Annotated in this window: 27 protein-coding genes and 4 tRNA genes; 13 read left to right on the forward strand and 18 right to left on the reverse strand. The window is 65.9% G+C overall.

Annotated elements, in window-relative coordinates; all coding sequences use genetic code 11:
- Positions 1 to 146: 146 nt before the first annotated feature.
- Positions 147 to 428 carry a hypothetical protein gene (locus tag Pmi06nite_RS23535; protein ID WP_203955246.1) on the reverse strand — a complete coding sequence of 94 codons (282 nt, stop codon included), beginning with the start codon at positions 426 to 428 and terminating at the stop codon, positions 147 to 149.
- Positions 429 to 663: 235 nt separating this feature from the next.
- Here Pmi06nite_RS23535 and Pmi06nite_RS23540 point away from each other — a divergent pair, with 235 nt between their 5' ends.
- Together Pmi06nite_RS23540 and mltG are read left to right on the forward strand one after the other, a co-directional pair.
- Positions 664 to 1176, forward strand: coding sequence for a SigE family RNA polymerase sigma factor (locus Pmi06nite_RS23540; RefSeq protein ID WP_203955247.1), 513 nt, complete (start codon positions 664 to 666; stop codon positions 1174 to 1176).
- A complete protein-coding gene (gene mltG, locus Pmi06nite_RS23545; RefSeq protein WP_203955248.1) occupies positions 1173 to 2117 on the forward strand; it encodes an endolytic transglycosylase MltG in 945 nt (314 codons plus the stop codon). Before Pmi06nite_RS23540 ends, mltG begins: the two co-directional genes overlap by 4 nt.
- Positions 2118 to 2905: 788 nt before the next feature.
- On the opposite strand, the gene Pmi06nite_RS23550 is transcribed toward mltG, so the two are convergent.
- From Pmi06nite_RS23550 to Pmi06nite_RS23570, 5 genes are all read right to left on the reverse strand, one after another.
- The gene (locus Pmi06nite_RS23550) at positions 2906 to 3310 is read right to left on the reverse strand and encodes a DUF4265 domain-containing protein (protein ID WP_203955249.1); all 405 of its coding nucleotides are present in this window, start codon (positions 3308 to 3310) and stop codon (positions 2906 to 2908) included.
- Between the two features lie 721 nt (positions 3311 to 4031).
- The gene (locus Pmi06nite_RS23555; RefSeq protein ID WP_203955250.1) at positions 4032 to 5234 is read right to left on the reverse strand and encodes an RNA polymerase sigma factor; all 1203 of its coding nucleotides are present in this window, start codon (positions 5232 to 5234) and stop codon (positions 4032 to 4034) included.
- An 8-nt stretch (positions 5235 to 5242) separates the two neighbouring features.
- Entirely contained in the window at positions 5243 to 5584 is a 342-nt protein-coding gene (locus Pmi06nite_RS23560; protein WP_239114147.1) for a YciI family protein, read from the reverse strand.
- A gap of 53 nt (positions 5585 to 5637) precedes the next feature.
- Entirely contained in the window at positions 5638 to 6036 is a 399-nt protein-coding gene (locus tag Pmi06nite_RS23565) for a VOC family protein (protein WP_203955251.1), read from the reverse strand.
- 221 nt (positions 6037 to 6257) lie between these two features.
- On the reverse strand, positions 6258 to 7547 hold the full coding sequence (locus Pmi06nite_RS23570) for a helix-turn-helix domain-containing protein (RefSeq protein WP_203955252.1): 1290 nt from the start codon (positions 7545 to 7547) through the stop codon (positions 6258 to 6260).
- A gap of 345 nt (positions 7548 to 7892) precedes the next feature.
- Between Pmi06nite_RS23570 and Pmi06nite_RS23575 the strand changes: the two genes are divergently transcribed.
- The 3 genes from Pmi06nite_RS23575 to Pmi06nite_RS23585 all read left to right on the forward strand — a co-directional run bounded on the left by Pmi06nite_RS23575 (position 7893) and on the right by Pmi06nite_RS23585 (position 9324).
- A complete protein-coding gene (locus tag Pmi06nite_RS23575) occupies positions 7893 to 8174 on the forward strand; it encodes a hypothetical protein (RefSeq protein ID WP_203955253.1) in 282 nt (93 codons plus the stop codon).
- A 415-nt stretch (positions 8175 to 8589) separates the two neighbouring features.
- On the forward strand, positions 8590 to 8754 hold the full coding sequence (locus Pmi06nite_RS23580; RefSeq protein WP_239114148.1) for a hypothetical protein: 165 nt from the start codon (positions 8590 to 8592) through the stop codon (positions 8752 to 8754).
- 138 nt (positions 8755 to 8892) lie between these two features.
- Positions 8893 to 9324 (forward strand): hypothetical protein, encoded by a 432-nt coding sequence (locus Pmi06nite_RS23585; RefSeq protein ID WP_203955254.1) that lies wholly within the window; start codon positions 8893 to 8895, stop codon positions 9322 to 9324.
- Between the two features lie 30 nt (positions 9325 to 9354).
- Here the strand turns inward: Pmi06nite_RS23585 and Pmi06nite_RS23590 are convergent, their stop codons facing one another.
- From Pmi06nite_RS23590 to Pmi06nite_RS23605, 4 genes are all read right to left on the reverse strand, one after another.
- Positions 9355 to 9753: a hypothetical protein gene (locus Pmi06nite_RS23590; protein WP_203955255.1), complete on the reverse strand. Its 399-nt coding sequence runs from the start codon at positions 9751 to 9753 to the stop codon at positions 9355 to 9357.
- A 200-nt stretch (positions 9754 to 9953) separates the two neighbouring features.
- Complete coding sequence (locus Pmi06nite_RS23595) at positions 9954 to 10169, reverse strand: hypothetical protein (protein ID WP_203955256.1); 216 nt, start codon at positions 10167 to 10169, stop codon at positions 9954 to 9956.
- Positions 10170 to 10968: 799 nt separating this feature from the next.
- Positions 10969 to 11040, reverse strand: a tRNA-Lys gene (locus Pmi06nite_RS23600).
- A gap of 100 nt (positions 11041 to 11140) precedes the next feature.
- Complete coding sequence (locus Pmi06nite_RS23605; protein WP_203955257.1) at positions 11141 to 12298, reverse strand: acyl-CoA dehydrogenase family protein; 1158 nt, start codon at positions 12296 to 12298, stop codon at positions 11141 to 11143.
- Positions 12299 to 12384: 86 nt separating this feature from the next.
- Between Pmi06nite_RS23605 and Pmi06nite_RS42050 the strand changes: the two genes are divergently transcribed.
- A complete protein-coding gene (locus Pmi06nite_RS42050; protein ID WP_239114149.1) occupies positions 12385 to 12939 on the forward strand; it encodes a PspC domain-containing protein in 555 nt (184 codons plus the stop codon).
- Between the two features lie 2 nt (positions 12940 to 12941).
- On the opposite strand, the gene Pmi06nite_RS23615 is transcribed toward Pmi06nite_RS42050, so the two are convergent.
- The 4 genes from Pmi06nite_RS23615 to Pmi06nite_RS23630 form a co-directional block, all read right to left on the reverse strand.
- A complete protein-coding gene (locus Pmi06nite_RS23615; protein ID WP_239114150.1) occupies positions 12942 to 14231 on the reverse strand; it encodes an MFS transporter in 1290 nt (429 codons plus the stop codon).
- A 193-nt stretch (positions 14232 to 14424) separates the two neighbouring features.
- A complete protein-coding gene (locus tag Pmi06nite_RS23620; RefSeq protein ID WP_203955259.1) occupies positions 14425 to 14766 on the reverse strand; it encodes a metallopeptidase family protein in 342 nt (113 codons plus the stop codon).
- A 12-nt stretch (positions 14767 to 14778) separates the two neighbouring features.
- A complete protein-coding gene (locus tag Pmi06nite_RS23625) occupies positions 14779 to 15609 on the reverse strand; it encodes an ABC transporter permease (RefSeq protein ID WP_203955260.1) in 831 nt (276 codons plus the stop codon).
- A complete protein-coding gene (locus Pmi06nite_RS23630) occupies positions 15606 to 16487 on the reverse strand; it encodes an ATP-binding cassette domain-containing protein (RefSeq protein WP_203955261.1) in 882 nt (293 codons plus the stop codon). Before Pmi06nite_RS23630 ends, Pmi06nite_RS23625 begins: the two co-directional genes overlap by 4 nt.
- A gap of 68 nt (positions 16488 to 16555) precedes the next feature.
- Between Pmi06nite_RS23630 and Pmi06nite_RS23635 the strand changes: the two genes are divergently transcribed.
- The 5 genes from Pmi06nite_RS23635 (at position 16556) to Pmi06nite_RS23655 (ending at position 19166) form a co-directional block, all read left to right on the forward strand.
- The gene (locus Pmi06nite_RS23635) at positions 16556 to 17245 is read left to right on the forward strand and encodes a TetR/AcrR family transcriptional regulator C-terminal domain-containing protein (protein WP_203955262.1); all 690 of its coding nucleotides are present in this window, start codon (positions 16556 to 16558) and stop codon (positions 17243 to 17245) included.
- Positions 17202 to 18821: a metallophosphoesterase family protein gene (locus Pmi06nite_RS23640; protein ID WP_203955263.1), complete on the forward strand. Its 1620-nt coding sequence runs from the start codon at positions 17202 to 17204 to the stop codon at positions 18819 to 18821. Before Pmi06nite_RS23635 ends, Pmi06nite_RS23640 begins: the two co-directional genes overlap by 44 nt.
- Positions 18822 to 18894 (forward strand) — tRNA-Glu (locus Pmi06nite_RS23645).
- A 104-nt stretch (positions 18895 to 18998) separates the two neighbouring features.
- Positions 18999 to 19072, forward strand: a tRNA-Asp gene (locus tag Pmi06nite_RS23650).
- A gap of 20 nt (positions 19073 to 19092) precedes the next feature.
- Positions 19093 to 19166 (forward strand) — tRNA-Phe (locus Pmi06nite_RS23655).
- A gap of 268 nt (positions 19167 to 19434) precedes the next feature.
- On the opposite strand, the gene Pmi06nite_RS23660 is transcribed toward Pmi06nite_RS23655, so the two are convergent.
- A complete protein-coding gene (locus Pmi06nite_RS23660; protein ID WP_203955264.1) occupies positions 19435 to 19788 on the reverse strand; it encodes a hypothetical protein in 354 nt (117 codons plus the stop codon).
- A 369-nt stretch (positions 19789 to 20157) separates the two neighbouring features.
- The gene (locus Pmi06nite_RS23665) at positions 20158 to 20988 is read right to left on the reverse strand and encodes an SDR family oxidoreductase (RefSeq protein ID WP_203955265.1); all 831 of its coding nucleotides are present in this window, start codon (positions 20986 to 20988) and stop codon (positions 20158 to 20160) included.
- Positions 20989 to 22703: 1715 nt separating this feature from the next.
- Between Pmi06nite_RS23665 and Pmi06nite_RS42055 the strand changes: the two genes are divergently transcribed.
- Complete coding sequence (locus Pmi06nite_RS42055) at positions 22704 to 22874, forward strand: helix-turn-helix domain-containing protein (RefSeq protein ID WP_239114151.1); 171 nt, start codon at positions 22704 to 22706, stop codon at positions 22872 to 22874.
- Positions 22875 to 23214: 340 nt separating this feature from the next.
- Here Pmi06nite_RS42055 and Pmi06nite_RS23675 read toward each other — a convergent pair whose 3' ends face one another.
- Entirely contained in the window at positions 23215 to 23907 is a 693-nt protein-coding gene (locus Pmi06nite_RS23675; RefSeq protein ID WP_203955266.1) for a TetR/AcrR family transcriptional regulator, read from the reverse strand.
- A 144-nt stretch (positions 23908 to 24051) separates the two neighbouring features.
- Between Pmi06nite_RS23675 and Pmi06nite_RS23680 the strand changes: the two genes are divergently transcribed.
- Entirely contained in the window at positions 24052 to 24897 is an 846-nt protein-coding gene (locus Pmi06nite_RS23680) for an SDR family NAD(P)-dependent oxidoreductase (protein WP_203955267.1), read from the forward strand.
- A 160-nt stretch (positions 24898 to 25057) separates the two neighbouring features.
- On the opposite strand, the gene Pmi06nite_RS23685 is transcribed toward Pmi06nite_RS23680, so the two are convergent.
- A complete protein-coding gene (locus Pmi06nite_RS23685) occupies positions 25058 to 25603 on the reverse strand; it encodes an SMI1/KNR4 family protein (protein ID WP_203955268.1) in 546 nt (181 codons plus the stop codon).
- Between the last annotated feature and the right edge of the window lie 171 nt (positions 25604 to 25774).

The raw sequence follows: 25774 nt of genomic DNA on the forward strand, positions 1-25774 counted from the left end.
TTCGCCCACACCGCGGGGGCGTGGGCGGCGAGGCTCGCCCGTTGGGCGGGGCCTGTTTCAGCATGCGAAAGGGGGCCGCCGCACGCGCGGCCGGTCCGCCTGAACCGGGGTGGTAGGGCGGGGAACTGCAACCCAAGCCGTATCGGTCAGGGGTTGCCTCTCCACCATGTGTCGAATTGGAGAGCGGGCGGGTCCATGAATTCTCTGAGCTGCTTCATCCGGTTCACGCAGTCGGAGCAGATGTGTTCTTTAACCGATCTGGCCGTGGCTTCCGGTGTCGGCTCACGGAAATCACCTGACACCGTCATGCCCAGCGGAAGATTGGTCTCGGGGTCCATCACGACCGTCATGACACTCGCAGGGGTGAAGCTGAAGGTTCGCTTGCACAGGTAACATCTGCCGATTGTCGTGATCTGCTCGTCTGCCATGAAGCGTCCGCCCTCCTTCATCGCACCGTACAACTTGCGGCCGGGTAGCGGCCATCGTGCATCGGCCGCTTCTGGCCTCCGCCCTGACGGGCACGCAACGGGCACGGCCTTGCCGACCAGCCGAAACGTACGCGAGATCGCTCCGGGCAGCCCTTGACACGGATCAGTTCGGCCGCGTCGGCATAGATCGGCGCGATGTCCGCGTCCTTGCTTGGTGACATCGCGAGGAGGACAGGTGGATCCAGGATTTGAGGCGGACTTCCGGGAGTTCGTCATCGATCGATCAGGAGCGCTGTTCCGTACCGCGTATTTGCTGACCGGTGACCGGCACGCCGCTGAGGACTTGGTGCAGTCGGCGTTGGCGAAGACGGCGGTGAAGTGGCGCGGCCTGCGCGACCCGGCGGCCGTCGAGGGTTACGTCCGCCGTGTCATGTACCACGAGCAGGTGAGCCGGTGGCGACGTCGTTCCCGCATCACGGAAGTGCCCACGGGATGGTTGCCCGACCAGATCGGCGACGGGTACGCCGACATGGTGGATCTTCGCCTGACGATGCGCACGGCTCTTGCCCGGCTGACGCCCCGGCAGCGGACCATGCTCGTGCTGCGCTACTTCGAAGACCTGTCCGAGACAGAGATCGCGCGACTGCTCGGTGTCCGAGTGGGGTCGGTGCGCAGCCAGATTTACCGGTCGTTGGAACGCCTGAAGAAGGCCGCACCTGAACTGAGCACCGTGATGGAGTTCGGATGAACATCGAAGATCTGCTGCGTGAGACCTTTTCCGACATGGCCCATGAGGAGCAGCCACCCCCGCCTGGCCGGTTCTTCCAGGTCGACCGGAGCCGATCCGGTCGCCGTGGCCTCGCCCTGGTGGCGGCAGCCGTCACCGTGATGGTGGTCGGACTCACGTTCGTGGTTCAGGGGCTGCCCTCTCGGGTGGCGGTGCCCAAGGACACCGGGCAGGGCTCTGGCGAGGCGCTTGTGGAGCCCGGACAGGGACAGACCACCCTGACCGTGAGAGAAGGACTGCGGCTCTCCCAGATCTTGACGCAGCTGTCGGCCGCCACAGGCAAGCCGGTGGAGGAGTTCAACCGGGCAGCCAAGGACGGCAAGGCGCTCGGCCTTCCGGCTTATGCCAAGGGCGCGCTGGAAGGATTCGCCTTCCCCGCGACCTATGCGGTCTCGCCCACGTCGAACCCCGACGAGATCCTCGCCGCGATGGTGACACGCTTCAATCGCGCCGCCGAGGACAGCAACCTGGTGGATGGTGCCAGGCGTCTCGGCCGTACGCCATTGGAGATCATGACCATCGCCAGCCTCGTCCAGGCCGAGTCGGCCGACAAGAGCGACATGCCCAAGGTCGCGCGGGTCATTTACAACCGGCTGAACCACACGCCCACGCTGAGGCTGCAACTGAACAGCACGGTCCTGTACGGCTCGAACAAGTACGGTGCCAGCGCCTCGAACGAGGATCTCAAGAGCCAGTCGCGGTACAACACCTACGGGCGCCGCGGCCTGCCGCCCGGTCCCATCTGCAACCCGGGTCAGGACGCCATCGAGGCTGCTTTGAAGCCGGCCGCCGGTCCCTGGCTGTTCTTCGTGGTGACCGATCGGAAGGAGGGCGTCACGAAGTTCGCCGACTCCGAATCCGAGTTCTTCAAGCTGGCCGAGGAAGCTCGACGAGAAGCGTGAGACCGCCGCGCCGACGTGAAAACCGCTGTCCGTCTTCCGGTGGACTCCTTGAAGCTCGACGGCGACCGCCGCATCTTCGACCTGCTGGTGGCCTGGGACCCGGATGAGTAGGACGTGACGATGCCGTAGGCCGGTTCGCCTCGGCGGACTCTCCTAGGGCAGTTCGCAGCGCACTAGAGCTTTGGAGGGCGGTTCTCCGGTGCTGCGGGCGTACGCCATGCGTGCTCGTACCTCGCTGAGTGTGCGGGGGCGATAGCCGGGGCCGCCACAACAACTCTTGTGAAAGCGGACACCGGCGTTCAGCAGAACCGACAGCGTTCTCCAACCGGCCTTGTCGCTACGACGCGGCGCCGCGAAGGCAGAACCGACATGGACAAGCGGCTCGGCGCAGCGCGGGCAGAGCCGGTCGTCGACGCCCCGGCCGGGATAGGGCTGCTTGTACGAAGCTCGGCAGGGCAAGCAGACGAAGGAGGTCTTCCCATGAGCCATGCGGTCAGAGTAAGCCCACCGCCGATCAAGGTCGACAGGGTATTCGAGCTGCCTCGCAACGCCTCGGTCAGCGTGCGAAAGACCTTGACCTAGCTCGTCCAAGCGCACACCGTAAGGCCACTGATCTCGGGTAGAGGGGGTGCGCGTGGTTGGTCTGGGATGGTTTGAACTCCTGACTCTCGCGGGCTTGTTGCTCGCCGTAGTCGTTGTCGTCCTGGTGGTACGTCGTCGGCAATAGATGGATGGCGGGTGTGCGGCCCAGGTACGGCGGTTGGTCGGGTACGGCTGAGATCTAAGCCTTAGGAGTCGATCTCCCAGAAGAGCGCTTCTGTTTCTTGTGGGCCTTTGAGTACCTGCAGCAGCGGGTCGGGGTCGGTGCCCGGAGACAGGTCGATGGAGAGATAGGTGCCTTGCAGCCATTCGTGGGCCAGGCCGGATGCTACGACTTCGCCATGCAGCAACTCGTGGATCTGGTCGCGTTGAGGATGCTGTTGCACCAGGGCGACGCGCAAGGTGCTGTGGCCGGACTTCTCAACTACGGCGGACACCAGGTGCTGATCATCGACGGTCACGATGTCCCGGTAGCAGATGCCGTAGGTGAAGAACGGTAGGCAGGCGATCTCGAACCTGTCCGGTGTCAGCCGGCGAGTCCACAACTGTTCGCGCCAGCCGTCCTCGCGCTCGGAAAGGTCCGCGTGGATCATGTAGTTAGTGGGGCCACGACCAATCGGGTTGTCGTGCGTGATGATCGTGATGGCTGGCCTCTCATAATTCTTAGGACGTTGCCGTCAACCGTTCCCGTCAACCGCCCAAAACGATCAACGTGAGTGGATTGTTTTTGCAGGTGGGGCGCCAGGGACTCGAACCCTGAACCTACGGATTAGAAGAAGACGACGTGATCGACGTTGACGCCCCTGACGCGGGCGGGCAGTGTTCGCGGACGCTCGACAAAGTTCGAGATTGCTCGCCCCCTTGGCTCTAGTCGTGGCTTTCCTAACGACGACGCCGGACGCCAGACGATGCAAGCAGGTTGCACGATCATCGTGGCCAGGCCGCCTCCCAGATCTGCCAAAGGTCTTCATCCTGAAGGTCGCCTTTACTCAAGAACACGATCAAGACGGCGGCCAATCGCGCGAAGACCATCTGCGACGATCCGATCTCGCCATGACATGCCGCTGTGATCCGGAGCGCTGCCGACGCCTGCCGCGCTACGCCTGATCACCGGAGACCCGGCCGCCCCGATCGACCTGCCCGCCTGGTGCCACCTGACGGACACACCTACCTCGGCCCACTTCCCACAAGCACACGGCCCTCCTACGCCGTGCAGGTCCGCTCGACCGCTCGGCAAACGCACGCACACGCGCCCTGGCATCTCCACGACACCTGAACTCCGGGTACGGGGGGCTCGGCGCCTACGCCGCGCGGTCATGTCCAACTGAGCCGTTCCTCCAGCAGCGCCTGCTGGGCGGGATTGGCGGTCAACTCCAACGCCCGTTCGTCGGCCTCCCGTGCCTCCTGCGGTCGTCCCAGGGTGCGCAGCAGCTCGGCGTGAGCGGCGTGCAAAAGCGGATAGTGCTTCAACACGTCCACAAGATCCATGAGCTCGGCCAGGGCGGCTTCCGGGCCCTTCACGTATTGCAAAGCGATCGCGCGGTGTAACCGCGTGACCGGGGAGGGCGCCAGGTACAGCAGCATGTCGTAGAGCACGGCGATCTGCGCCCAGTCGGTGTCCTCCCAACGCTGCGCCTCGGCATGACAGGCCACGATGGCCGCCTGCACCTGATACGGGCCTGGCCGATGATGTCTGCGTCCCGTCCGTATGAGCAGAGTGGAGGCCGCCTGGATTGCGTCGCGATCCCACAAGGAGCGATCCTGATCGGGCAGAAGGATAAGACGTCCGCCCGTGTCGAAACGGGCTGCTCCGCGCGCCCGGTGCAATCGGATGAGCGCCAGCAGGCCGCTCACCTCCGGCTCATCGGGAGCCAGGCCCGCCAGGAGCGTGGCCAGCCATTCGGCATCGTCGACCAGGTCCCGGCCCTGGGCGCGCTCCGCCGTACTGGACAGATAGCCCTCGTTGAACAGCAGATAAATGACAGCCAGCACCTCCCTCAACCGTCCAGGCAAATCCTCAGGAGTCGGGACCCGGTAGGGAATCCCGGCTTCGGCGATCTTCTTCTTGGCTCGGGTGATCCGTTGCGCCACCGTGGTCTCCGGCACCACGAATCCTGCGGCGATCTGTGCGGTGCTCAGCCCGCACACCACCCGCAGTGTCAAAGCGATCTGCGCCGACCGCGACAGCGCTGGATGGCAGCAGGTGAAGATCAGCCGGAGTCGCTCATCCGGCCTGGGCGGCACTGGCCACTGCAACTGGGCCAACTTGGCACGGTAGTTGGACTCCCGGCGCAGTACGTCCAGACCGCGGCGACGGGCCACAGTGAACAGCCAAGCATCCGGCCGATCCGGGACACCCTCGACAGGCCACCGCTGCAAGGCCACCTCGATCGCGTCCTGCACCAGGTCCTCGGCGGCGGAGAAGTCGCCCAGCAGCGAGACCAGGGATGCGGCCAGCCGACCCGCGTGCTCGCGCACCACGCGGGCCAGCACCTCATGCGGCACAGGATCGTTCACTATCTAGCTCACGAGGCGGGGCGGATCTCCACCACAGGGCAGGCCGGCCAAGACCTGGCGACCTTCAGGGCCTCATCGAGGTCGGCGACCTCGATCTCGGCGAATCCGCTGACCACCTCCTTGCCCTCCACGAACGGCCCGTCCGTGATGACGGGCTCGCTGTCGCCATGGAGCCGCATCGTGGTGGCCGTGTGCACTGGAGCCAGGCGAGTGTGGTGGGTGATCTTGTCCGCGTTCTCGGCGAACCAGCGGCCCACAGCCTCGAACGCCGCATCCCGCTCCAGCTCACCCATGGCCTGCAGTTCCTTGGCGAACTGCTCGGTCTCAATGAACATCAGCACGTACTTCACGTTCGCTGTCCTCCTTGTGTCTTGCCCAGCCTGGGTCTGATGGGTGGGTCGTGTCACGTGGACGGCAGAGCCGCATACAGGTCGATGCCGTTGCCGTCCGGATCCAGCACAGTGGCGTACCGCATGCCCCAGAACGCATCGAACGGCTCGGCGAGCCCCCGATAGCCGGCCTCGACCAACTCGGCGTACTTGGCGTCGACTTCGGCCGGCGCAGGAAACTCGAAGCACAGCAGGTTGCCCGGACCGCCGGTCGGACGGGTCCAGCCGGGCAGGAAGGGCGTGCGGAAGGCCTCGGTGTCCAGCATCACGTGGAACCCGCCCGGCAGATCGCAGGCGGCGTGTTCGGGCGTGTGGGGGTCGATCTTGAAGTCGAGCCCCAGGTGGGCGTAGAAGGCGATCGCCGCGTCCATGTCGGATACGACGATGTCGATCGTGTTCATCGCTGGGTTCACGAGCTACTCCGTTTCCTGATCTGCAGAACAGTCCCCTGTTCACCGGCACCGCTCAGATACGTGGCTCCAGGTGTTTGCTGGCAGACCTTGGCCTCTCTCGTTTCCCAAGAGACGATTGGGAGTCCGCCCGATACGACAGCTCCTAGGAATTGGCCGAACCTGTAGGAAGCTTCAGTGGCTCCGCCCGTTCCCGAGAGGTGCCCGTGATCTGGTTCGGTGCCCTAATCCCAGAGGTCATGCTGGCGGTTTGCGAGCGCCCGCCGAGCTATGAGATAGCGATCGTGGAACTCCTCGGCAAGGACCTCCCTGCGATAACGCTGGCGTAGGACGCGATCGAGGTCTCCGGCTCGATTCACTAGGTCAGTGAGCGACTTTCGTTCGATGTCGAAGGCGCTCATGCCTTGCTTCACAGCGGCATCCAGGTCGCCGCGTCGGGCGTGGACAATGCCTAGGTCTATGTGAGCGTCGGCAACTCGCATGGGGGCATTGGACGTTCCGTCTGGACGGGTGTGGATCCGGATGGTGTCCAGAGCGTGTTCTTCGGCGCGGTCGTTGTCTTCTAGCCAGGTGTACGCGGTGGCGGCGTAGAAGATCCATTTAGCGTGGTCGAACACGAAGTGATGGTCTGAGTTCTGAGGGATCGGAAGCTTGGCGAGGATGTCGGCTCCGCGCGAGAGAGCCTTGTCGGCTTCGCGGCGGTCGCCGATGCGGGCCAATCCGCGGGCTTCCTGCAAGGTGAGTTGGACCATGGCGCTGGACTGGCCGGCGATGGCTTGCCCTGTGCGGGCGGCGGTGACGACGTCCTCATAGCGGCCTTCGACGAGGGCGAACCAGGCGGACATCTCGTGTGCCCACCCCATGAGTTCGCCGTGTCCAACTTGGCGGCCCATCTCGTAAGCGGCCCGTCGAGCGGTCTCGGCTTCCTCGCGCTCGCCCATGTCGTAGTGCACGCATCCCAGCAGGGCGGTCAGCCATCCCGTGATGACCAACAGTTCGCGATGCTGGTCGAGCGTGATCCGGCCGGACAGGAGTCTCGTCACTTGGGCGAGGCGCTTTTGCGTGCGGTCGCGAAGCGTCGCGGCGGGAACGACGGGATAAGCACGGCAGAGCAGGTCGACGGCCTCGGCCAGGGCCTCAAGGGTGCCGTTTCCAACATCGGACGCTTGGAGCTGCTCGGCGAGTTCCATCGTGCCGTACAGGTCGGCTTCGGCCCGTAGCGCGTCCACGGGCATGACGCGGGCCTCGATCAGACGTCCCTCGGCGCGCCGAGATTGGGAGAACCCAAGCTCTTCGGGTTGTAACCCGGTGGCCTGAGCGAGCGCGTTGCGCTGGGGAGTGCGGGGCCACGAGACTTCGCCGGCCTCCCATCGGCGGATGCGTTCCTCGTCGATGGCCAGGTGTTCCTTGATGCCAACGGGTGTCTGGTTGATGCGTTCGGCGAGTTCGGCGCGGGTGAGCTGCTGGGCGTTGCGCCATGCACGGAGTTGGACGTTCGGGATGCTGTAGGGCATCTCGGGTCTTTCCTCCCGTCGGGGGGATCAAGAGGGGGGTAAGAGGGGAGCCTCTTGGGGGTCCTGCGGTTTCGCCATTGCCGGTGGACTTGCCAAACAACCAACCACGGTACGTCAAGCGGCCTCCCAGCAGAGGGAACGCCGAGCGAACGAGGAGATGGCGACGGTGACCCGGCCAGACGAGAACGGCGAGGCAAGACCCTGTCCTTCGTGTCGGGGACGTGGCGCCAAGCGGCGTCATTCGCGCCGTGAGCTTGTCGTTGGCGGGACTATCGGTGATTACGACTCGGAGGTGAGGGAGTGTCTCGGCTGCCTCGGAAGCGGCTAGGTCGGAGGGAGCGAAACGTGAACCCGATTGATCTAGTGGCGGTGGCCTACATGGACCAGGGCGAGGGAGAGAAGCTCGTTCGACTCCGTGACCACCTGACGGGCTTGGGCGTCAATGCCGAACTACGGGACAACAACACGGCGCTGATGGTGCATCGCCCGAGCGGCGGCGGGATGCCGGTATGGGTCTTCGTCGGATACGGCGGGGCCTACTACTCCTGGCAGTCAGCAGCAAAGCGGCACCCGGTGGATGACGTCGCGGGTGCGGCAACAGTCTTGGCCGCCTACGTCGGCCGATAAAGCGGGCGTGGCGAGGCGGTGAAACCGACGGGCTGGGCGGCCGGTCGAGTTGCCATCAATCCTGTCTCGTCACGCCTCTCGCCCCCGGCAGGGCCACGAACCGCCACACCCCCCGTTTCCCCTTCCGTGGCCCTGCCGGTCCCCTTCCCCGTTCTGTGCCTGACCTGGGCGCTTGGGCGGAGGGCGTGACAGAACAGTTGAGCCGGGCTGGGCTCGAACTTGGTAAACAACCTGTCGACTGCTGGACGGTCGTGATGTCGCTAGAGTCCGTGCCTTCGAAGTATGCGCAGCTTGTGCAGACACTTCAGCGGCGTATTGAAGGCGGGGAGTACCCGCCGGGTCCCTTCTCCGCGATCACATCCAGGCGCGTAAGGGCGTCTGTTTTGATCAGGTGATCGAGCAGATCACGGCCCGGATGCCAACCACCGATGAGGTCAAGAAGCTCGGTATGCCCAAGAGCACGTCCGTCCTCGATGTGTACGCAGCCGTGCGCGATCCAGGAGGACACCCGCTCGCCGTACTTGCCGTGGTGCTGCCCGGCGACCGTCTCGAGCTGGAAGACGCCTACCCCATCGACTGAATGTCGCTGGCTACTGGGACTTATCGCGTCGCCGCCGCCCTACGTGCAGTGGTTCGATGGCCACGACAAATGCCCCCGTACGGCACCGCTTCGGGCAGAGTGCTGCCGGTGGTGTCTCCTCATAAGGAGCCGCAGTCCATGGCCCTTGCGTACGTTCAGCTCGCCTCGGGATGGGACCTCAGCCTGTCCACCATCAGGCTCTCCTCCACCTACGACGGATGGCTGGAAGGTTATCCCTTCGCCCGGATCAACGACCGAATGGTGTCCGGCCTCGTCGAGAAGGCCCGGAAGACGTACCCGTCCCTGCCGGTCCACCTCATCGACCCCCCGCGCACCTACCCTGACCAGGAGCCTGGCGCGTTCGGGCCGATGGAGCTGTTACCGGCCGTGAATTGCGTTGGCGTGTTCAGCGCGTCTCCAGTGAACGAGGACAACGACTCGGTGTTGTACGAATCCGTGCTCGTCGTGGCGTGGTACCAGGCAGACATCACCCTGCCGGTCGGAGAGGACGCGCTGCCGGCCTTCCGGGCGCTGGCGTGGGAAGACTTGGCCCTGGACCAGGAGCGTTAACACAACGGGAGAAGCCCCCAAACCGATCGGCTAACACCCCGGCACGCCCTCACTGGCGCCAGGCGGTCCCGTACACACTTCCGGCTCATTGGACGTAGAAGACGAAAAGACCTGCTCGATCGGTAGTAATCCTGCCTGTCTTGCGGCGAGTAGAAGGGCCACCAAGGCCGCGGCGAACAGAGCGGCGGCCACCTTCCTTCTGGTCGCCAACGCGACGAAGAAGCCGATCAGAGGCAGGCCTATGGCGGCAGCCGCGGTGGCGACGACCAGTAGTAACGCCAATTTCGGGTTTGGCGAGTCAGTTCCATCGATGCCATTCATGAGCCGAACAACGGCGAAGTATGCGAGGACTGGCGTGCCGATCAGCCAGAAGATCACCAGCAGGAGCAATCCTGTGCCGCCACGCTTGCCTGGAGCCTCGGATTCCATGATCCGAAGTGTCTGTTCCATGGCCATGCACGTATAGGGGCGAGCTACTCATATCGACGTGAGTAGGTGTGCGCATTGAGTGGAACGCCCAAGGGCAAGAGCAAGCGGATGATCCCACTCCCTCCGCCCTTGATCCCTCTGCTCAAGCTGCACCGTGAGGTCCAAGAGGCGGAACGCGCGGCTGCCGTCAACGGTTGCCGTCAATGGTGCGGACAACCGTCGGTGTCGCGGTCCGGGTCGGAACTGATCACCTTCTTTCGTTCTGCGGTCAGCTCGGCCTGGCACTCGGCGAGCTTCTTCTCCACGTACTTCCGTCTGAACCGCTCGGTGCGCGCCCACCCGGTCGCGGCAACGAGCATGAAGAGAGTGAAGATCAGGATGGATCCGAGGACCTCGGCCTTCAGCTCGGGGGTCATTGAGCCTTCCCTGCCTGCTCGTTTATGAGGTTGAGCACCTTGGCTGCGTGTCGATCGCAGATCGCGCAATCGTGTTCTCGTCGGGGGTTCTGACAGCGATGATCGAGCTCGACGACTGATGCGGCGAGCGTGGCCGGTGACGGGATCGTCATGGTGTTCCTTCCTGATCTCTGTATACGCGTGAAGCAGTCGCGGTGTAACCAACTGCCGCGGCCGGCCGACCTTGACGACTCGCTAGCCGATGTCGATCGGTCCTCAGCAGATCGGCACACACCCGTTGGGCGGGACTTACGGCTATGGCTCGGCCGGATCAGGGGCGGCCCAGTAGCGGTGGTGTCGACGTAAAGACCGTGAGTGCGATGCTCCGGCACAGCAGTCAGATGATCACGTCCGACACGTATACGTTCTCAACCTGCGGGGATCGTCTGCCGTCGTCCGCCAAGGAGCAGCTTGGCCCTTACCCATCCCGAGCAGCTCAGCTGGACCGACACGGCCGGTCCACCCGACACGACAGCCCGCGTAGATCACCGCAGCACACCCGCACACCTTGGCCGACCCGACACGGCCATGACGCTTCTCCTGGAGCAGGGCGTTGACATAAGAGTCGTTCAAGTGATCTTGGATCACTCCCAGCTCCCCACAACGAAGCGCTGCATGCGCCTTACGGAGACTCTGGCCGGCCAGGCGGCGGCGAGGATGGGCCGCGCGCTGTGGGACAACTGAACAATTGCAACCAGAAATACAACCGGGCAGGCTTCCAAACGATCATTATTTGGGAGTCTGCCCAGGTCATTAGGGGTGGGGCGCCAGGGACTCGAACCCTGAACCTACGGATTAAAAGTCCGCAGCTCTGCCATTGAGCTAGCACCCCTCGCTAGATGCAGGGTACCGAGGGTACCGCGACTTCTGCGACGCGCTTTACTGGGCGATCACGATAGCCCGTCATCGCCGAACATGACACCGAACCACGGTCACCGATAGGCGGGCAGGCCGGTCAGCGCCTCGCCGAGCACCAGCGTGTGGATCTCCTGAGTGCCTTCGTAGGTGAGCACCGACTCCAGGTTGTTCATGTGCCGGATGACCGGATACTCCAGCGTCACGCCGTTCGCCCCGAGCACCGAACGGGCCTGGCGGGCGATGTCCAGCGCCGCTCTGACGTTGGCGAGCTTCCCGAAGCTGATCTGCTGGGGCTTGAGCCGTCCTTCTTCTTTCAGCCGTCCGAGATGGAAGGCGGTGAGCCCGGCCTGGCCCAGGGAGACGGCCATCCAGGCCAGCTTCTCCTGGGTGAGCTGGAACGCCCCGATCGGCTTGCCGAACTGCACCCGGGTCGTCGCGTAGTCCACCGCGGCCTCCAGGCACGCCCGCGCCGCGCCGACGACTCCCCAGACGATCCCGAACCGGGCCTCGGAGAGGCACGAAAGCGGCCCCTTCAGGCCGGTCACGCCGGGCAGAGCGGCCGACGCCGGAAGCCGTACGTCGTCGAAGTAGAGCGAGGCGGTGACCGACGCCCGGAGCGACAGCTTCCGGTGGATCTCCTGGGCGGAGAACCCCGGCGTCGAGGTCGGGACGACGAAGCCCCGGATGCCCGAGTCGGTCTGCGCCCACACCACGGCGACGTCGGCGATCGAGCCGTTGGTGATCCACATCTTGGAGCCGTTGAGGATCCAGTCCCCCGAGGGATCCTGCTTGGCGTGGGTCCGCATGCCGGCCGGGTCGGAGCCGTGGTCGGGCTCGGTCAGGCCGAAGCATCCGATGGCCTCACCGGACGCCATCGCCGGAAGCCACTCCTGCTTCTGCTCCTCCGATCCGTACTTCCAGATCGGGAACATGGCGAGCGAGCCCTGCACGGAGACGAACGACCGCAGCCCCGAGTCGCCGGCCTCCAGTTCCCGGCAGGCCAGGCCGTAGGAGATGGAGTCGAGTCCGGCGCAGCCGTAGCCCTCCAGGTGCATCCCCAGCATGCCGAGCCCCCCTAGGGCCGGCGCGAGATCGCGTGCGGGGAAGACGCCCTCCTCGAACCAGCCCCCCACATACGGGAGGACCTGGTCGGAGACGAATTCCCTGGCGGCGTCCCTGACCATTCGCTGCTCGGGCGCCAATTGGTCGTCGAGATTGAGGAGGTCGTCCATGAACGCCAGAGTATCCGGGCATCGTCGGGGTTGGGCCAGGGGGAATCCCGATGTGCGGAAGCCTCTGCAAAGGGCAATCTGATGACATGAACGAGATGAACACCAACGGTTCGGTCAAACAACTCCGTCGCACCAGGAATGGAAAGGTCATCGCGGGGGTGTGCTCCGGAGTCGGCGAGTACATCGGCGTCGACCCCAACATCCTCCGCGTGGTCCTCGCCGTCGCCACTTTCTTCGGCGGCCTCGGAATCGGCGTCTACGCGGTGGCGTGGATCCTGGTCCCCGAAGAGGGCCGGGAGGGCTCCATCGCCCAGGACCTCATCAACAAGAACAAGGACGGACGCGTCTGGCAGGACGCCAAGTCCGGGTGGGACAAGGCCCAGGCAGGCTGGTCGCAGGCGAGCTGGAACCGCCCGGCACCGCAGCAGCAGCACCAGCCCACGGGTTACGAGCAGCACCCGTACGGCCGGCCCGACGCGCCCGCCTCCGCCCCGGAGCCGACCCCGGCCTCCGCCCCGGCTCCGGCCTCTGACGCGGCCCCCGCCGCTCCCAGGCCCGCCACCGCGACCGAGACCGCGCCCACGGCCCCGGCGCAGGACGACCCGCCCGCCCCCAAGCCCGAGGATCCGACGCAGGCCTGATCTCAGGTGGCGGCGCGAACCTTGGCGATGATCTCCGTACGAGTTTCGGTCCAGAGCATGCTCAGCACGGCCGCGACGGCGAAGCCGCCCACGCCTGCCAGGGCGACCACAGGCTCTGGACCGAACTGCTGTGTGAGCACTCCTCCGATGAGGATGCCGATCCCCTGGGCGGCCAGCAGCCCGGACTGCACGAGCCCGAAAGCCTGCCCGCGCTCCGCGGCCGGGATGCACTGAACGAACGCCGCGTTGGCGGCGAGCTGGTAGGCCCCTCCGATCCCGGACAGCGCCCACAACGCCAGCACCCACTCCAGCGGCGGCCGCATCAGGCACGCGACAAGGGGCGCACAGGTCAGCATGGCCATCCACCCCATCGCCCGCAGACGGCCCGTCGGGGTGACGAACCGTCCGAAAAGGAACGCCCCGACCACGGTTCCCGTCGGCATCGCGGCCATCAGAAGCCCTGTGATCACCGGAACCGGGAGCGTGCCGTCATTCAGCGTCGCGGCATACGGCACGGCGATCCCCTCGGGCAGCACGTAGAACCCGCACAGCCAGGCGAACAGGACCAGGGTCCGCAGTCTGCGGTCGCCGAAGACGAGTCGCGCCCCCGACATCGTCATGGTCCACATCGACAACTTCCCGCCCTCCTCGCGCCGTGACGAGGGGCGCCGCCGTACACCCGCGACGATCACCAGTGCGGAGCCGAGGAAGGTCGCCGAGTCCAGCGCGAGCGCCCGGTACGGCCCGAGCACGGCGATGAGTGCTCCGCCGGCCGCGAAGCCGAGCATCTGAACCGCCTGGTTGGTCACGTTCTGGATGGCCGATCCCACGACGTAGCGGTCACCCTCGAGGACCTCGGGCAGCAGCGCCGCCCTGGCGGCGGAGAAGGGCGCGCTGAGCAGCACGACGCAGAAGACGAGCACGCACAGCACCGCGAACGGCATGCCCGGCACGGCCATGGTCGCGAGCATGCCCGCACGGAGCAGATCGCACAGGAGCATGACGCGCCTGCGTGGATAACGGTCGGCGAGCCCGGCCAGCAGCGGCCCGCCGATGATCGGCGGCAGATAGGTCAGGGCGTAGACGGCGGCTGTGGCGAGCGCCGACTGGGTCCGGCTGTACACGAGGACGGCAAGAGCGACCTGGGCGAGTTGATCTCCGAGTAGCGACAGCCCCTGGCCGAACCACAGGGCGCGGAACTCCCTGATCGCGACGACCTCGCCGTAGGTGATGCGGGTCTCGGCTGGACGGCGGTGCCTTCCGGAAAGTCTGCCGGGCTTGGTGGCCGCCAATGTCACTCCGCTGAGCTCCGGGGATGCCGCACGTGCCGTACCGTGCCCCGCCGTACGGCACATGTGCCGTGCTTGCTGGGCCTTTGCCGATCTGTACGGCGCGGACACCACCCACGTGGGGTCGCGCCTGACAGACCGTGGTCAATATGTTACCTACGGTGCCCGGGTGTTTCGACCCTTTGCAACTGCATGATTACCAACCGAGTTCGTGAAGCCTCTCATCGTTGATGCCGAAATGGTGGGCGATCTCGTGGACCACGGTTATCTGTACCTCTTCGACCACGTCCTCTTCCGTCTCGCAGATCTCGAGCGTCGGGTTGCGGTAGATCTCGATCCGGTCCGGGAGAACGCCGGAATACCACTCGCCGCGCTCCGTCAGGGGGATGCCGGTGTAGAGCCCGAGGAGCCCGGGCTCGGGCGGATCGTCCACGACGACGACCACGACGTTGTCCATGACCTTGGCCAGATCGGGCGGGACCGTGTCCAGCGCCTCTACCACGAGTTCCTCGAACCTGTTGAGCGGGACGTCGATCACCTCACCATCGTGTCACCGGGACGTCGCCGTCCGGTATCGCCGCACGGCGAGTGGCACGAAGACCGCCAGGATCAGCACCGACCAGCAGAGCGTCGACGTCACCGGATGTTGCAGCGGCCAGGACGCCGCGGCGGAGCCGGGATTGCCGAAGAGCCGGCGAGCGGCCGAGACGACCGCGCTCATCGGGTTCCAGTCCGCGATGGGGCGAAGCCAGGACGGCAGCCCCTCCAACGGCACGAAGGCGTTGGCCAGGAACGTCAGCGGGAAGAGCCAGCCGAATGTCGCCGCGTCGGCCTGCGCGCCGTTCTTCACGAAGAGCCCGATGTAGGTGCCGATCCAGATCATCGCGTACGCGAAGAGGGCGAGCAGCCCGAACCCCGCGAGGGTCTCCAGCGGTGAGCCGTGCGGGCGCCATCCGGCGATCACCACGCCGCACAGCGCCATCATGGCGACGGAGAGCAGGTGTATCGACAGGTCGGCCACACTCCGCCCGACCAGTACGGCACTGCGCGCGATCGGCTGCGCTCGGAAGCGGTCGATGAGTCCGAGGGCCATGTCCTCGCTGACCGCGGTCGCCGCCGCGACCGCCGTCAATGCCGCGACCTGCATGAAGATGCCCGGCATCAGATAACTGCGGTAGTCGCCGCCGCCGGGCAGGGTGATCGCGCTGCCGAAGACGTATCCGAACAGCACGGTCATGATGATCGGGAAGACCAGGAATCCCGCCAGCTCGCCCGGCTGGGCGCGCAGGCGGGAGTAGGTCCTGCCCGCGATGGTGAGGCTGTCGGCCAGGGCCCAGCCGAGCCGGGCGAGTCTCGTGGCCGGGGGTTCGAGCACGGTCATGCCGCGGTCACCTCGGTCAGTCGGAGGAACACCTCGTCGAGGGCCGTGGCCACCTTGATGAGCGAGGCCGCGCCGTCCTCGACGGGAACGGCGAGCCGCCGTTCGCCCCGGTCGATCTCCGGCTCGCCGGGAAGGACGCCGCGGACCACCTCGATGCCGGCCGAGAGGTCGCCGGCCTCGCGGAAGGCGATGCTCACCCGCCCGCCGCCGACCTTGCCCTTGAGCGCGGACGGGGAGCCGGACGCGGCCACCCTGCCGGAGTCGACCACGACGATCTGGTCGGCCAGATGGTCGGCCTCGTCGAGGTACTGGGTCGTGAGGAGCACGGTGGTGCCCTCGGAGACGAGTTCGCGGAGCAGGTCCCACAGGGCGAGCCGGCTCCGCGGGTCGAGTCCTGTCGTCGGTTCGTCGAGGAAGAGCACCGGAGGCGCGACGATCAGGCTCGCGGCCAGGTCGAGCCTGCGGCGCATGCCGCCGGAGTACGTCTTCACGGGCCGGTCGGCCGCCTCCGCCAGACCGAACCGCTCAAGCAGCTCGCCCGCCCGGCGCCGTGCCGTACGGCGGGGCAGGTGGTAGAGGCGCCCGAACATGACGAGGTTGCGCCGACCGGTGAGCAACTCGTCGACGGCGGCGTGCTGGCCGGCGAGACCGATGCGATACCGGAGGCGGTCGGCGTCGGCGACCACGTCGCAGCCGGCCACGCGGGCCGTTCCGCCGTCGGGCCGGAGCAGCGTGGTCAGGATGCGGACCACGGTCGTCTTGCCCGCGCCGTTGGGCCCGAGCAGTCCACAGACGGTTCCCTGCGGCACGTCGAGATCGACCCCTTTCAGGGCGTCGACCGCGCCGTACCGCCTGCGCAGTCCTTCCGCGTAGATCACGGAGTCTCCTTAACGTCGTTAAATAGAACGCTGTTAAGGATGCATTGAACGTTGTTAAGCTGTCAACCGTGGCACTTGAACGGGACAAGATCGTCGAGACGGCGCTCCGGCTGCTCGACGAAGTGGGGCTGGAGAAGCTGACGCTGCGGAGACTGGCGGCAGAGTTGGGCGTGCAGGCTCCCGCGCTCTACTGGCACTTCAAGAACAAGCAGGAACTGCTGGACGAGATGACGGAGGTCATCGCCGTCCAGAAGGGGCCACGACTCGGACCGCTGGCCGAAGGGGAGTCGTGGGAGGCGTGGCTGGCGGAGTGGGTGAAGGAGCAACGCCGGGTGCTCAACTCCCACCGCGACTCCGCGCGGCTGACGGCGGGAACACACCCAGGTGAGGGGATGTTGGCTACCGTCGAGATGATCCTGGGCTCGCTCACCCGGGTGGGTTTCGACGTCGTGGACGCGATGTGGGGTGTGACGGCCCTCTCGAGCTTCCTCGGTGGCTTCGTGCTTGAGGAGCAGGCCGACAGGGAACGGGGAGTCGGTGACTGGTCACAGTTCCAGGAGGCCGTAGAGATCCTTGCCCCGTATCCCCACCTTTGTGAAGCGATGATCCGTATCGGCGGTCCCCAGAGCGAGGGTGCCTTCGAGCACGGCCTGACCCTGATCCTCGAGGGCATGCGAGCGCGCCTGGCGGCGAGTTCGGGTAGGCAGGAAGGACATGGAGATCTCGAAGTGGAAGGAGACCGCCCGGCGGCTGGGTAAGGGCCGTACGGCGCGGATCCTGGCGATCATCCTGGCCGCGGTGGCCGGGGGATGGCTGGGCCTGGCCGTCGGCGCGTCCGTGGACACGCCGGTGGGCCCCGCCGACATCGGGATGTCCCTGCGTCCCTCATGGGGCGGCGAGACCGTCGTCGACGTCCGTCCACTCGGCACGCTGAGCTTCGACACCCACAACAGCCCGGTACGGCTGAGCCTGACGATCAATGCGGTCCACCCGGATGCGGCCGAGGAGATCCTGAACAACCCGCGATGGGCCGACCGGCTTCCGACGATCATCGGGCAGGACGTGACAGACGGGCTTCGCAGCCTGATCATCCGGGGACTGCTCTTCGCCGTCGCCGCCGGATTCATGACCGGCCTGCTGGTCTTCCGGCGCCTGTCCCGGGCCGCGTGGACCGGGCTGGGCTCGCTCGTCATGGTCGTCGTCATGGGCGGGCTCACCGCCCTGACGTTCAACCCTCGGTCGATCTCCGAGCCCCGCTACACGGGCCTCCTGACGGGCGTGCCGTCCCTTGTGGGCAACGCCCAGTCGATCGTGACCCGATTCTCGGAGTACCGCGGCCAACTCGCGAAGCTGGTGACCAATGTCTCCCAGCTCTACGAAGCCGGCTCCACTTTGCCGATCTACGACCCGGATCCCAGCACGATCCGGGTCCTGCACGTTTCGGACCTGCACATCAACCCGATCGCCTGGAACGTCATCAAGTCGCTGAAGGATCAATTCAAGATCAATTTGATCATCGACACCGGCGACATCAGCGACCACGGAACGAGCGCGGAGAACGAATTCGTCGAGGAGATCGGCCGCCTGGGCGTGCCGTACGTCTATGTGCGCGGCAACCACGACGCGATGGGCACACAGCGGGCGGTCGCCAAGCAGAAGAACGCGATCGTGCTGGACGGCAATGCCGCGACCGTCGACGGGCTGCGCATCTACGGCATCGGAGATCCCCGCTTCACACCGGACAAGTCGGTGCAGCAGTCCGACGACTCCAGTCAGGCGCTCACCGATCTCGGCCGTGCGCAGGCCGAGAGGATCGCGCCTCCTGAGGCGCCCAGGTCGGCGTCTACCTCGAGCCCGGGCAGGATCCCCACCGACATCGTGGCGGTCCACGACCCGACGGTGGGCCGGGGGCTGTCCGGTCAGGTGGCGCTGGTGCTGGCCGGCCACGTGCACCAGCGGTCCACCGAGATGTTGCCGACGGGCACACGGCTGATGATCCAGGGGTCGACCGGCGGCGCGGGTCTGCGCGGCCTGGAAGGGGACGAGCCGACCCCGTTGATGGCCTCGGTGCTTTATTTCAACAAGAGCACGCACCGGCTCCAGGCCTGGGACGACATCACCGTCGGCGGCCTAGGAGAGCAGCGAGTCGAGGTCGCGCGTCATATCGAGCCGGACCCTGGTCGTAGAATTCTTCCGGAGTCGACGACGCCCCCGCAGCCAACGGGGACGATCACCGGCTCCCCGTCGCCAATCGCTTTGGCATCGGGGGCATACGTCCCCTATGCTTCAGAGGTCTCCGACGGAAGGCGTCGCGGAAACAGGGCAGTGCCCTGAGCCCCCATCGTCTAGCGGCCTAGGACACCGCCCTTTCAAGGCGGCGGCACGGGTTCGAATCCCGTTGGGGGCACGCGCGATCGCCAAGCGTGACAGCGGAACGGAAAGTCGATGACCTTCCCGAAGCTGGTAGGCTAGGCGAGCTGAACAAGACGGAAGAGATCTTCCGGACATAGAGGTCCTGTAGAGCAGTTGGAGTGCTCGCCACCCTGTCAAGGTGGAGGTCGCGGGTTCAAGTCCCGTCAGGACCGCGTACGGCGGTAGCCGCCGAGGTCAGGTAGCTCAGTTGGTACGAGCGTCCGCCTGAAAAGCGGAAGGTCGGCAGTTCGACCCTGCCCCTGACCACAGCACCTGAACAGCCAGAACGCCCCGAGCCGATCACGGCCGGGGCGTTTTTGATCTCCAGTGACAGCAACGCTGACAGCAACGTCTGCTGCACCTCCTTCTCCCCGGAGAGTTGATCAAGTGAGTATCTGTCTCTTCTGCCGGCAGGACCGGACGCTGACTGCTGAACATGTGCTTCCGAAGTGGCTGTCGGATGTCTTCCTCGGCACGTCAGGCTTCACGTTCACCTTGGCGAACGATCATGATGAGGTTGAGCAAGCCAGCGGACCTACTCGTGAGACCACCGGCCGAGGGGGCGTCCCTGTTTCACGTAGTCGTTGTACTCATCGAACAAGACTCCTTGGTTGACCCACCGCTCTGGGTGTGTCCCGAGTTTCTGAGCCGCGAGTTCGATGGCGTCCTCCGCTGAATCGGCTATGCCGATGTGCCGTCCGCCTTCCTGCTCGTCATCGATGTCGTAGAACGCGAGAAACTCGTCGATGGGGAGGAACGTAGGACCCGAGTTGTCCTCCACGATCCACAGGCGTACGACGAATCCGCCCGATCTGTTATCCCAGATCGCAGCATGCTTCAGTCCCCTTCGCCCGTCCTCTTCGAATGCCTCTAAGAACTGCTCGATCACTTGACCCCGGCGAAGAGCTCCCGCGGCGAAGGATCTCGTGAGGTGGCGCACCACACGACGATAGGCCCCAGGCATGAAGCGGCGCTCGTGGCAATGAAGCGGTGCACACATCGGTCGATGTGCTGTGCCTGGTCTCACATGATGCTTTGCATGATCGCGACGAGGCTACCAACCCAAGCTCTGCGGGGACTGGCCCTCATGTTGCCCGGCGACACGTCCGCTCATGCCGAATTGAGTGCGTGCCGCGACCGTGATGGACGTGGTCTCGAGGAGCCGCATCTGAGCGATCGGATGGTGCCTGCGAGGGGCAACGTCAGCGACACTCCACACGTTCCTGAGCGCGCCACCTGACGACGATCTTGGCCCGACTTACGCCACCAACTCCTCGCTGAGGGCCCATAGACGCGCGGCGGCCTCGGGGTCACGGGCCAGGGAGCTCGGCTCAATCTGCTTGCCGCGGAAGAAGTAGCCTCCGGTGACCTCGGCCGCCTCTGGGGCGCTGGCCAGGTAGACCGGGGTGGCCGCGCCGGTCTGGACGGTACCCATGAAGGGCTTGGCGGCCGCGACGAGGAGCTTCGCGACGCCGCGGGCCTCACGGCCCAACTGGGTGCGGATGAGGCCCGGGTGCAGGCAGTTGGCGACCACACCGGTGCCGGTCAGGCGCTTGGCCAACTCGACTGTGAACAAGATGTTCGCCAGTTTCGATAGCGGGTAGCTCGGCCCGCCGCGGGCCAGTTCATGCCACGGGATCCGCTTGGCCGAGCTATGCACATTGGACGACACCGTGATCACGCGGGCCGGTGCGCTGCCCATCAGCCGTTCCCGCAGCAGGCTGGTCAGCAGGAACGGCGCCAGATGGTTGACGGCGAACATGGTCTCGTAGCCGTCGACCGTGAACTGCCGCTTGAGCACGATCACACCGGCGTTGTTGTCGAGCACGTCGAGCCGGTGGTACTTCTCCAGCACCTCGGTGGCCAGCCGGCGCACTTCGGCCAGGCTCGACATGTCGGCCGTTAGGAGGTCCACCTCGGCACTGGGCGCCCGATGCCGGATCTCCTTGACGGCCGCTCGCCCTCGCTCGGCGTCGCGCCCGACGACGACCACGGTGGCCCCCAACTCGGCCAGCCGGGCCGCCGTCTCCCGGCCAATCCCGCTGGTCCCGCCGGTCACCAGGCACACCTTGCCGGACATTGTGGTCATTGACCCTCCCGGATGTACTTGCCGTGGCGCCGTTTTCTCCACGGCGACGCCTCGGGTACCAGGTGTGGCGCGACGCCGCCAGCTGACGTGCCCGCTCCGCCCCGTTCTCCTGGCGATCCTCGATGCCGCCGTCAGCCGCCGCAACGTCCAGATCGCTGCCGTTACGCCGACCCACACACCACCATGTGCTACGACCGAACCGGTAACAACCCGGACCGCCGCACCAATCACCACACCGAACGGCGCGCCTGGAGGTGGGCGGCCACCACGCCGAGCCTCGGAGATCCGGCTCGCTGGGACTGAACGGCGGTGACCAGCGCCCCGGCCAGGCCAAACCGAACCGCGCGCTGGATGGCCGTGAGCAAGATCAGCTCACGGCCCGTCCTGAACGGCGCCGCGCAACTCATCACGGACGTCGGTCTGCGGTACGAGTACGGCCAGGGATTCCACGCAACCCCGGCATCCGGAATGTGGCCCGAACGGCCAGCGTCATCATCGGCCGTCGTCGGAACTCGGGCCTCATGCCGCTACGACCTCTTGATCGGGTGCACGGACATGCCGCTGGTCGGGCGTCGGTAGGTCAGCGAGTGTGGCAGGTCCGACGCGGCCGAGTAGCGCGTTGTCGCACCCGGTCAGGACGGGCTACCGAAGAGGCAACTGCTCTGAGCTTTCAGCCTTGCCCTTCGAGAAACGTGGTTCTCTGCCAAATTTCGCGCCATCGATACGGTGAGCGCGCCCGCGCGGTCGTGTCCGGTCCACGCGGATCGACGCCGCATCCAGGGCAGATCTGATCGAGGCCGCGCGCGGTGCCGCAAACCAGACACGCCGTCGCAGAATCTCGGCGACGGGCATGAGCGTCCAGCACGCGTTCGACCACGACGGCAAGGCGTTCGGTGGGATGCACCTCGGGATCGGGACAGTAGGCAAGCCATCCTGGCCACGAGTACACCCGCGCCACAGGGTCCACCGCACGCCGGCCCGAAGCTTTCTCCCGATGGCGACGCGCCATGTACGCGGCCCTGTGGTCCATCCACACCCTTCGCGCGGGCTCGATCTCATCGATCGCCCGACGCAACGATTCGAGGTCCCGTTCCAGTCGCTGTGGCACCCGGGCGACCAGGATGACGTGGTGCCAGGTCCCTCGGAACCCATACGGAGGAAACCGCAACACACACTCGCGTAAGGCGAGCAGCCGCTCACGCGGCTCCAGAGCAGTGTCACGTACTCGGCACGCAGCAGCCGGGAAACTCGTCATAGCCGTCTATGCTTTCGCAGCCGTCACGGGGTGCGCGAGAGGTTGGAGATCGCGGGCGGCATCCGGTCATGCCGCGATGCGCGCGGTCATGCCGATGAGCGGACACGTGCCCAGAAGGTTTGAAATGGGCGCACACGCCGTCGGGGAGACTCTGGAACACGTCACATCGAACCCCGAAACCCTCCTACCAAATTTGGAAGGAGGTCTACGGCATGCGGTGGTGTCCGGGTTCGGGATCATTCGCCCGCCCTGGTCGATGTCCCGGTGTCTAGCGCGCTGTCCACCTAGGTTCGCCGGGTTACGACACGCCGTACGGGTTCCGCCGGTTTGATCATGTTTGTCTTCACTGTCGGCACCGACGTTGATCGGTGTCAACAACAGGAGGAGCGGATGGCCGAGCCTGGCCGAGCCCGGCGATTGACTGACATCGAGGGGCAGACCCTGCAGCGGCTGGTACGGCGTGGCAAGCACGACTCGATCCGGCGTTCGCTGGGCGCTGATCATCATGGCGTCCGCGAGCGGCACGCCGGTGCCGGCGATCGCCCACCTGGTGGCCGCCGATGAAGACACCGTGCGGGATGTCATCCACGCCTTCAACGACAAGGGCCTCGATGCGCTGGACCCTACCTAAGTGGGCGGGTGGCCGTCCCAGCCCGATCAGTCCTGACGACGAAGCGTTCATCGTCGCGATGGCCCTGACACGCCCGGAGAAGCTGGGCCGGCAGTTCACCCACTGGAGCCTGCGCAAGCTGGCCGCTCACCTGGCCGAGCACCCCGAACGGCGCGTTCGTGTCGGCCGGGAGCGGCTGTTCGACAGTGACGGCAGGAGATTGTGCACTGCCTTCGATGCCGCCCTACACCGGCCCCGCAAAGTAGACCCGGACTCCGCAAGATCACCCGCAAAGTAAGTCCGGACGCCGCAAGGCCGGTGCGCCGTCGCGTGGAAGCCGATGCGCCTTGTTGAACAGGTGTCAGCCGGCGGCCTCGTTGGCGCGGACTGCCAGGGTGAGTGCGCCGGCGATAAGGGTGGTGAGCATGTTCTCGAGGGTCGGGGTGAACGACATGCGGAGCTTCGCCAGTTCGGGATTGGCGTCGTAGGCCGCGAGCATGCTGGTGGAGGGTCGGGCGTGGGTCCAGACGGCTCCAGTGACCATGATGATCTGGGCGCACAACTGGTCGGCGGTCTCGCCGAGTTCGGGTAGCTGGGTGCGGGTCAACTCGGCAAGAGCGGCGACGTTGGCGAAGGCGGCTTTCTTGTATCGACTGGCGACGTCGGCGGAGACGTTGTGTTCCAGCACGCCTGCTTGGGCGCTGAGCAGATCGCACAGTTGTGGCTGCTGGGCGAGGGTGCGGGTCAGTGTGGCCGCGAGTTCGGTGCCACGGCGCTGCGCCGGCCGTGTCGCGTCGATGTCGGCCGCGAGTTGTTCGGCGACTTCGGTGTTCCACTGCTTCCAGGCGCGGTCGAGGAGTTCGAGCAGGACTGCCTCGCGAGATTCGAAGTAGCGCAGGATGGCGGACTTCGCCAGTTGGCTGCGGCGGCTCAGCTCGTTGAGGGTGATGTCGTTGGCCGGCATCTGACTGAGCATCTGGGCGGCGGTGTCCAGGATCGTACGCCGGCGGATCTCCCGGTTCTCTTCGCTGCGGGCGCGCTGGAACGTCGTCATACCCCACATCTTAAGGGACCGACGGTCTGTTGACACGGGACCGGAGGTCCCTTAAATTGAAGCCGTAAGGGACCTCCGGTACACAAACCGTGTCGGGTTGGTGCGCCGAAGGCTTCATCGACTCCTCAACGGGAAGCGAAAGACATGTCGAAAATCTGGTTCGTCACTGGCAGCTCCCGCGGCCTGGGCCGCGCGATAGTCGAGACGGCGCTGGCCGGCGGTGGCCAGGTGGTCGCCACTGCCCGCAAGCCCGAGCAGCTCGACGACCTCGTGGCCCGGTACGGCGACCGGGTGCTGCCGGTGGCGCTGGACGTCACCAGCAACGACGACGTGCAGCGAGCCGTAAAGGCCGGTCTGGACGCGTTCGGGCGCTACGACGTCGTGGTCAACAACGCCGGCTACGGCGACCTCGCCGCCGTCGAGGACGTGACCCTGCAGGACTTCCGGGCACAGATCGACACCAACTTCTACGGCGTCGTCCACGTCACCAAGGCCGTGCTGCCCATCCTTCGCGAGCAGGGTTCCGGGCACATCTTCCAGGTCTCCTCGCTTGGCGGCAGGATCGGTTCCACCGGCCTGGCCGCCTACCAGAGCGCCAAGTGGGCCGTCGGCGGCTTCTCCACCGTCCTCGCTCAGGAGATCGCACCGCTGGGCGTCAAGGTCACCGTCCTGGAGCCGGGTGCGATGCGCACCGACTGGGCCGGTTCGTCGATGACCATCCCGCCGATCAGCGAGCCCTACCAGCAGACCGTCGGCGTCTTCGCCGACATGCTCCGCATGCTCCGTAGCGCGGACCCTAAGGCTGCACAGGCGAACTCCGCCGACCCCGCCCGGATCGCCGCCATCATCGCTGACCTCGCCGACCGCGACGATGCACCGGTGCGGATCCTGCTCGGCCGCGACGCGGTGCAGTACTGGGACACCGCCTCCCAGGCCCTCAACGAGTCCGACGCGAAGTGGCGCTCGGTCTCCGAGTCCGCTTGGTCCTGATCGCCACGGCGCCGAGACCGGCGCCTGCCGAGCCGCCCGGGGTTCGCGGAGGGCGGATGCTGGCACGGCGTGGCTTCAGGAGACACACCGGAACGCACTCTTCTGCCGCAAGACGGTCGTCACATTACCCGGTCCGTCGGCGAATTGCGGTGCACGTTCTTCAGGCGTCGCCGGACCATGGCTGCAGTCCGCGAGGGACGCGTGCCATTGCGGGATCCGTGCTGAGGACGGTCTGTCGGTCGACCGGCCAACGTCGGTCACCGGTTTCCCTCAGTAACAGGAAACGGAGGAACAGCCACAAGTCGCTAGCGACGACGTAGTCGATCTCGTCCAGTTCCGCCTGGTCTATGAAGCCGACGTGGCCCGCCAATTCGCCGTGCCCGACGAGCACGTAGTAGTCGCCGCAGCCATCGCCGGCTACCGGTATCCAGCCGCGGGCCCGCCAACCTGGATGCATGGACAGACCGTGGGCGATGTCGAGATGGGGTTGGTCAGGCCGAGCTCCGAGGACGCCTCCAGGACCGATCGCCTCGCCCTTGCAGATACGGAGCCAGTCGACCAGCGTCGTCGGCATCGGTAGTCCAAGGCGACTCTGCAACTCAGACAGTTCGACGTCATCTGCTCCGCCTGGAAACGGCTGTTCTGGTGCGCGCGGCGCTTCCCGAAGCAAGTGAACGACCTCTTGCCGTACCAGATCGCTTTCCATCGCAACATGCTGCCCTACGGCGTCACGGCGGACCAAGTGTCTCGGGAAACGCCCTCAACTGCCGCCGACCGTGTGCCGTTCGCTCGTCGGGCGGGTCGTTGCTCGTCGCCGCCTGGTCGCCCGCGCCATCGACTGCTCTAGACTGCGCGGTCGTGGACGAGGTGTCTGGGT

The organism is Planotetraspora mira (assembly GCF_016863275.1).
In the GTDB taxonomy this organism is placed as follows: Bacteria; Actinomycetota; Actinomycetes; order Streptosporangiales; family Streptosporangiaceae; genus Planotetraspora; species Planotetraspora mira.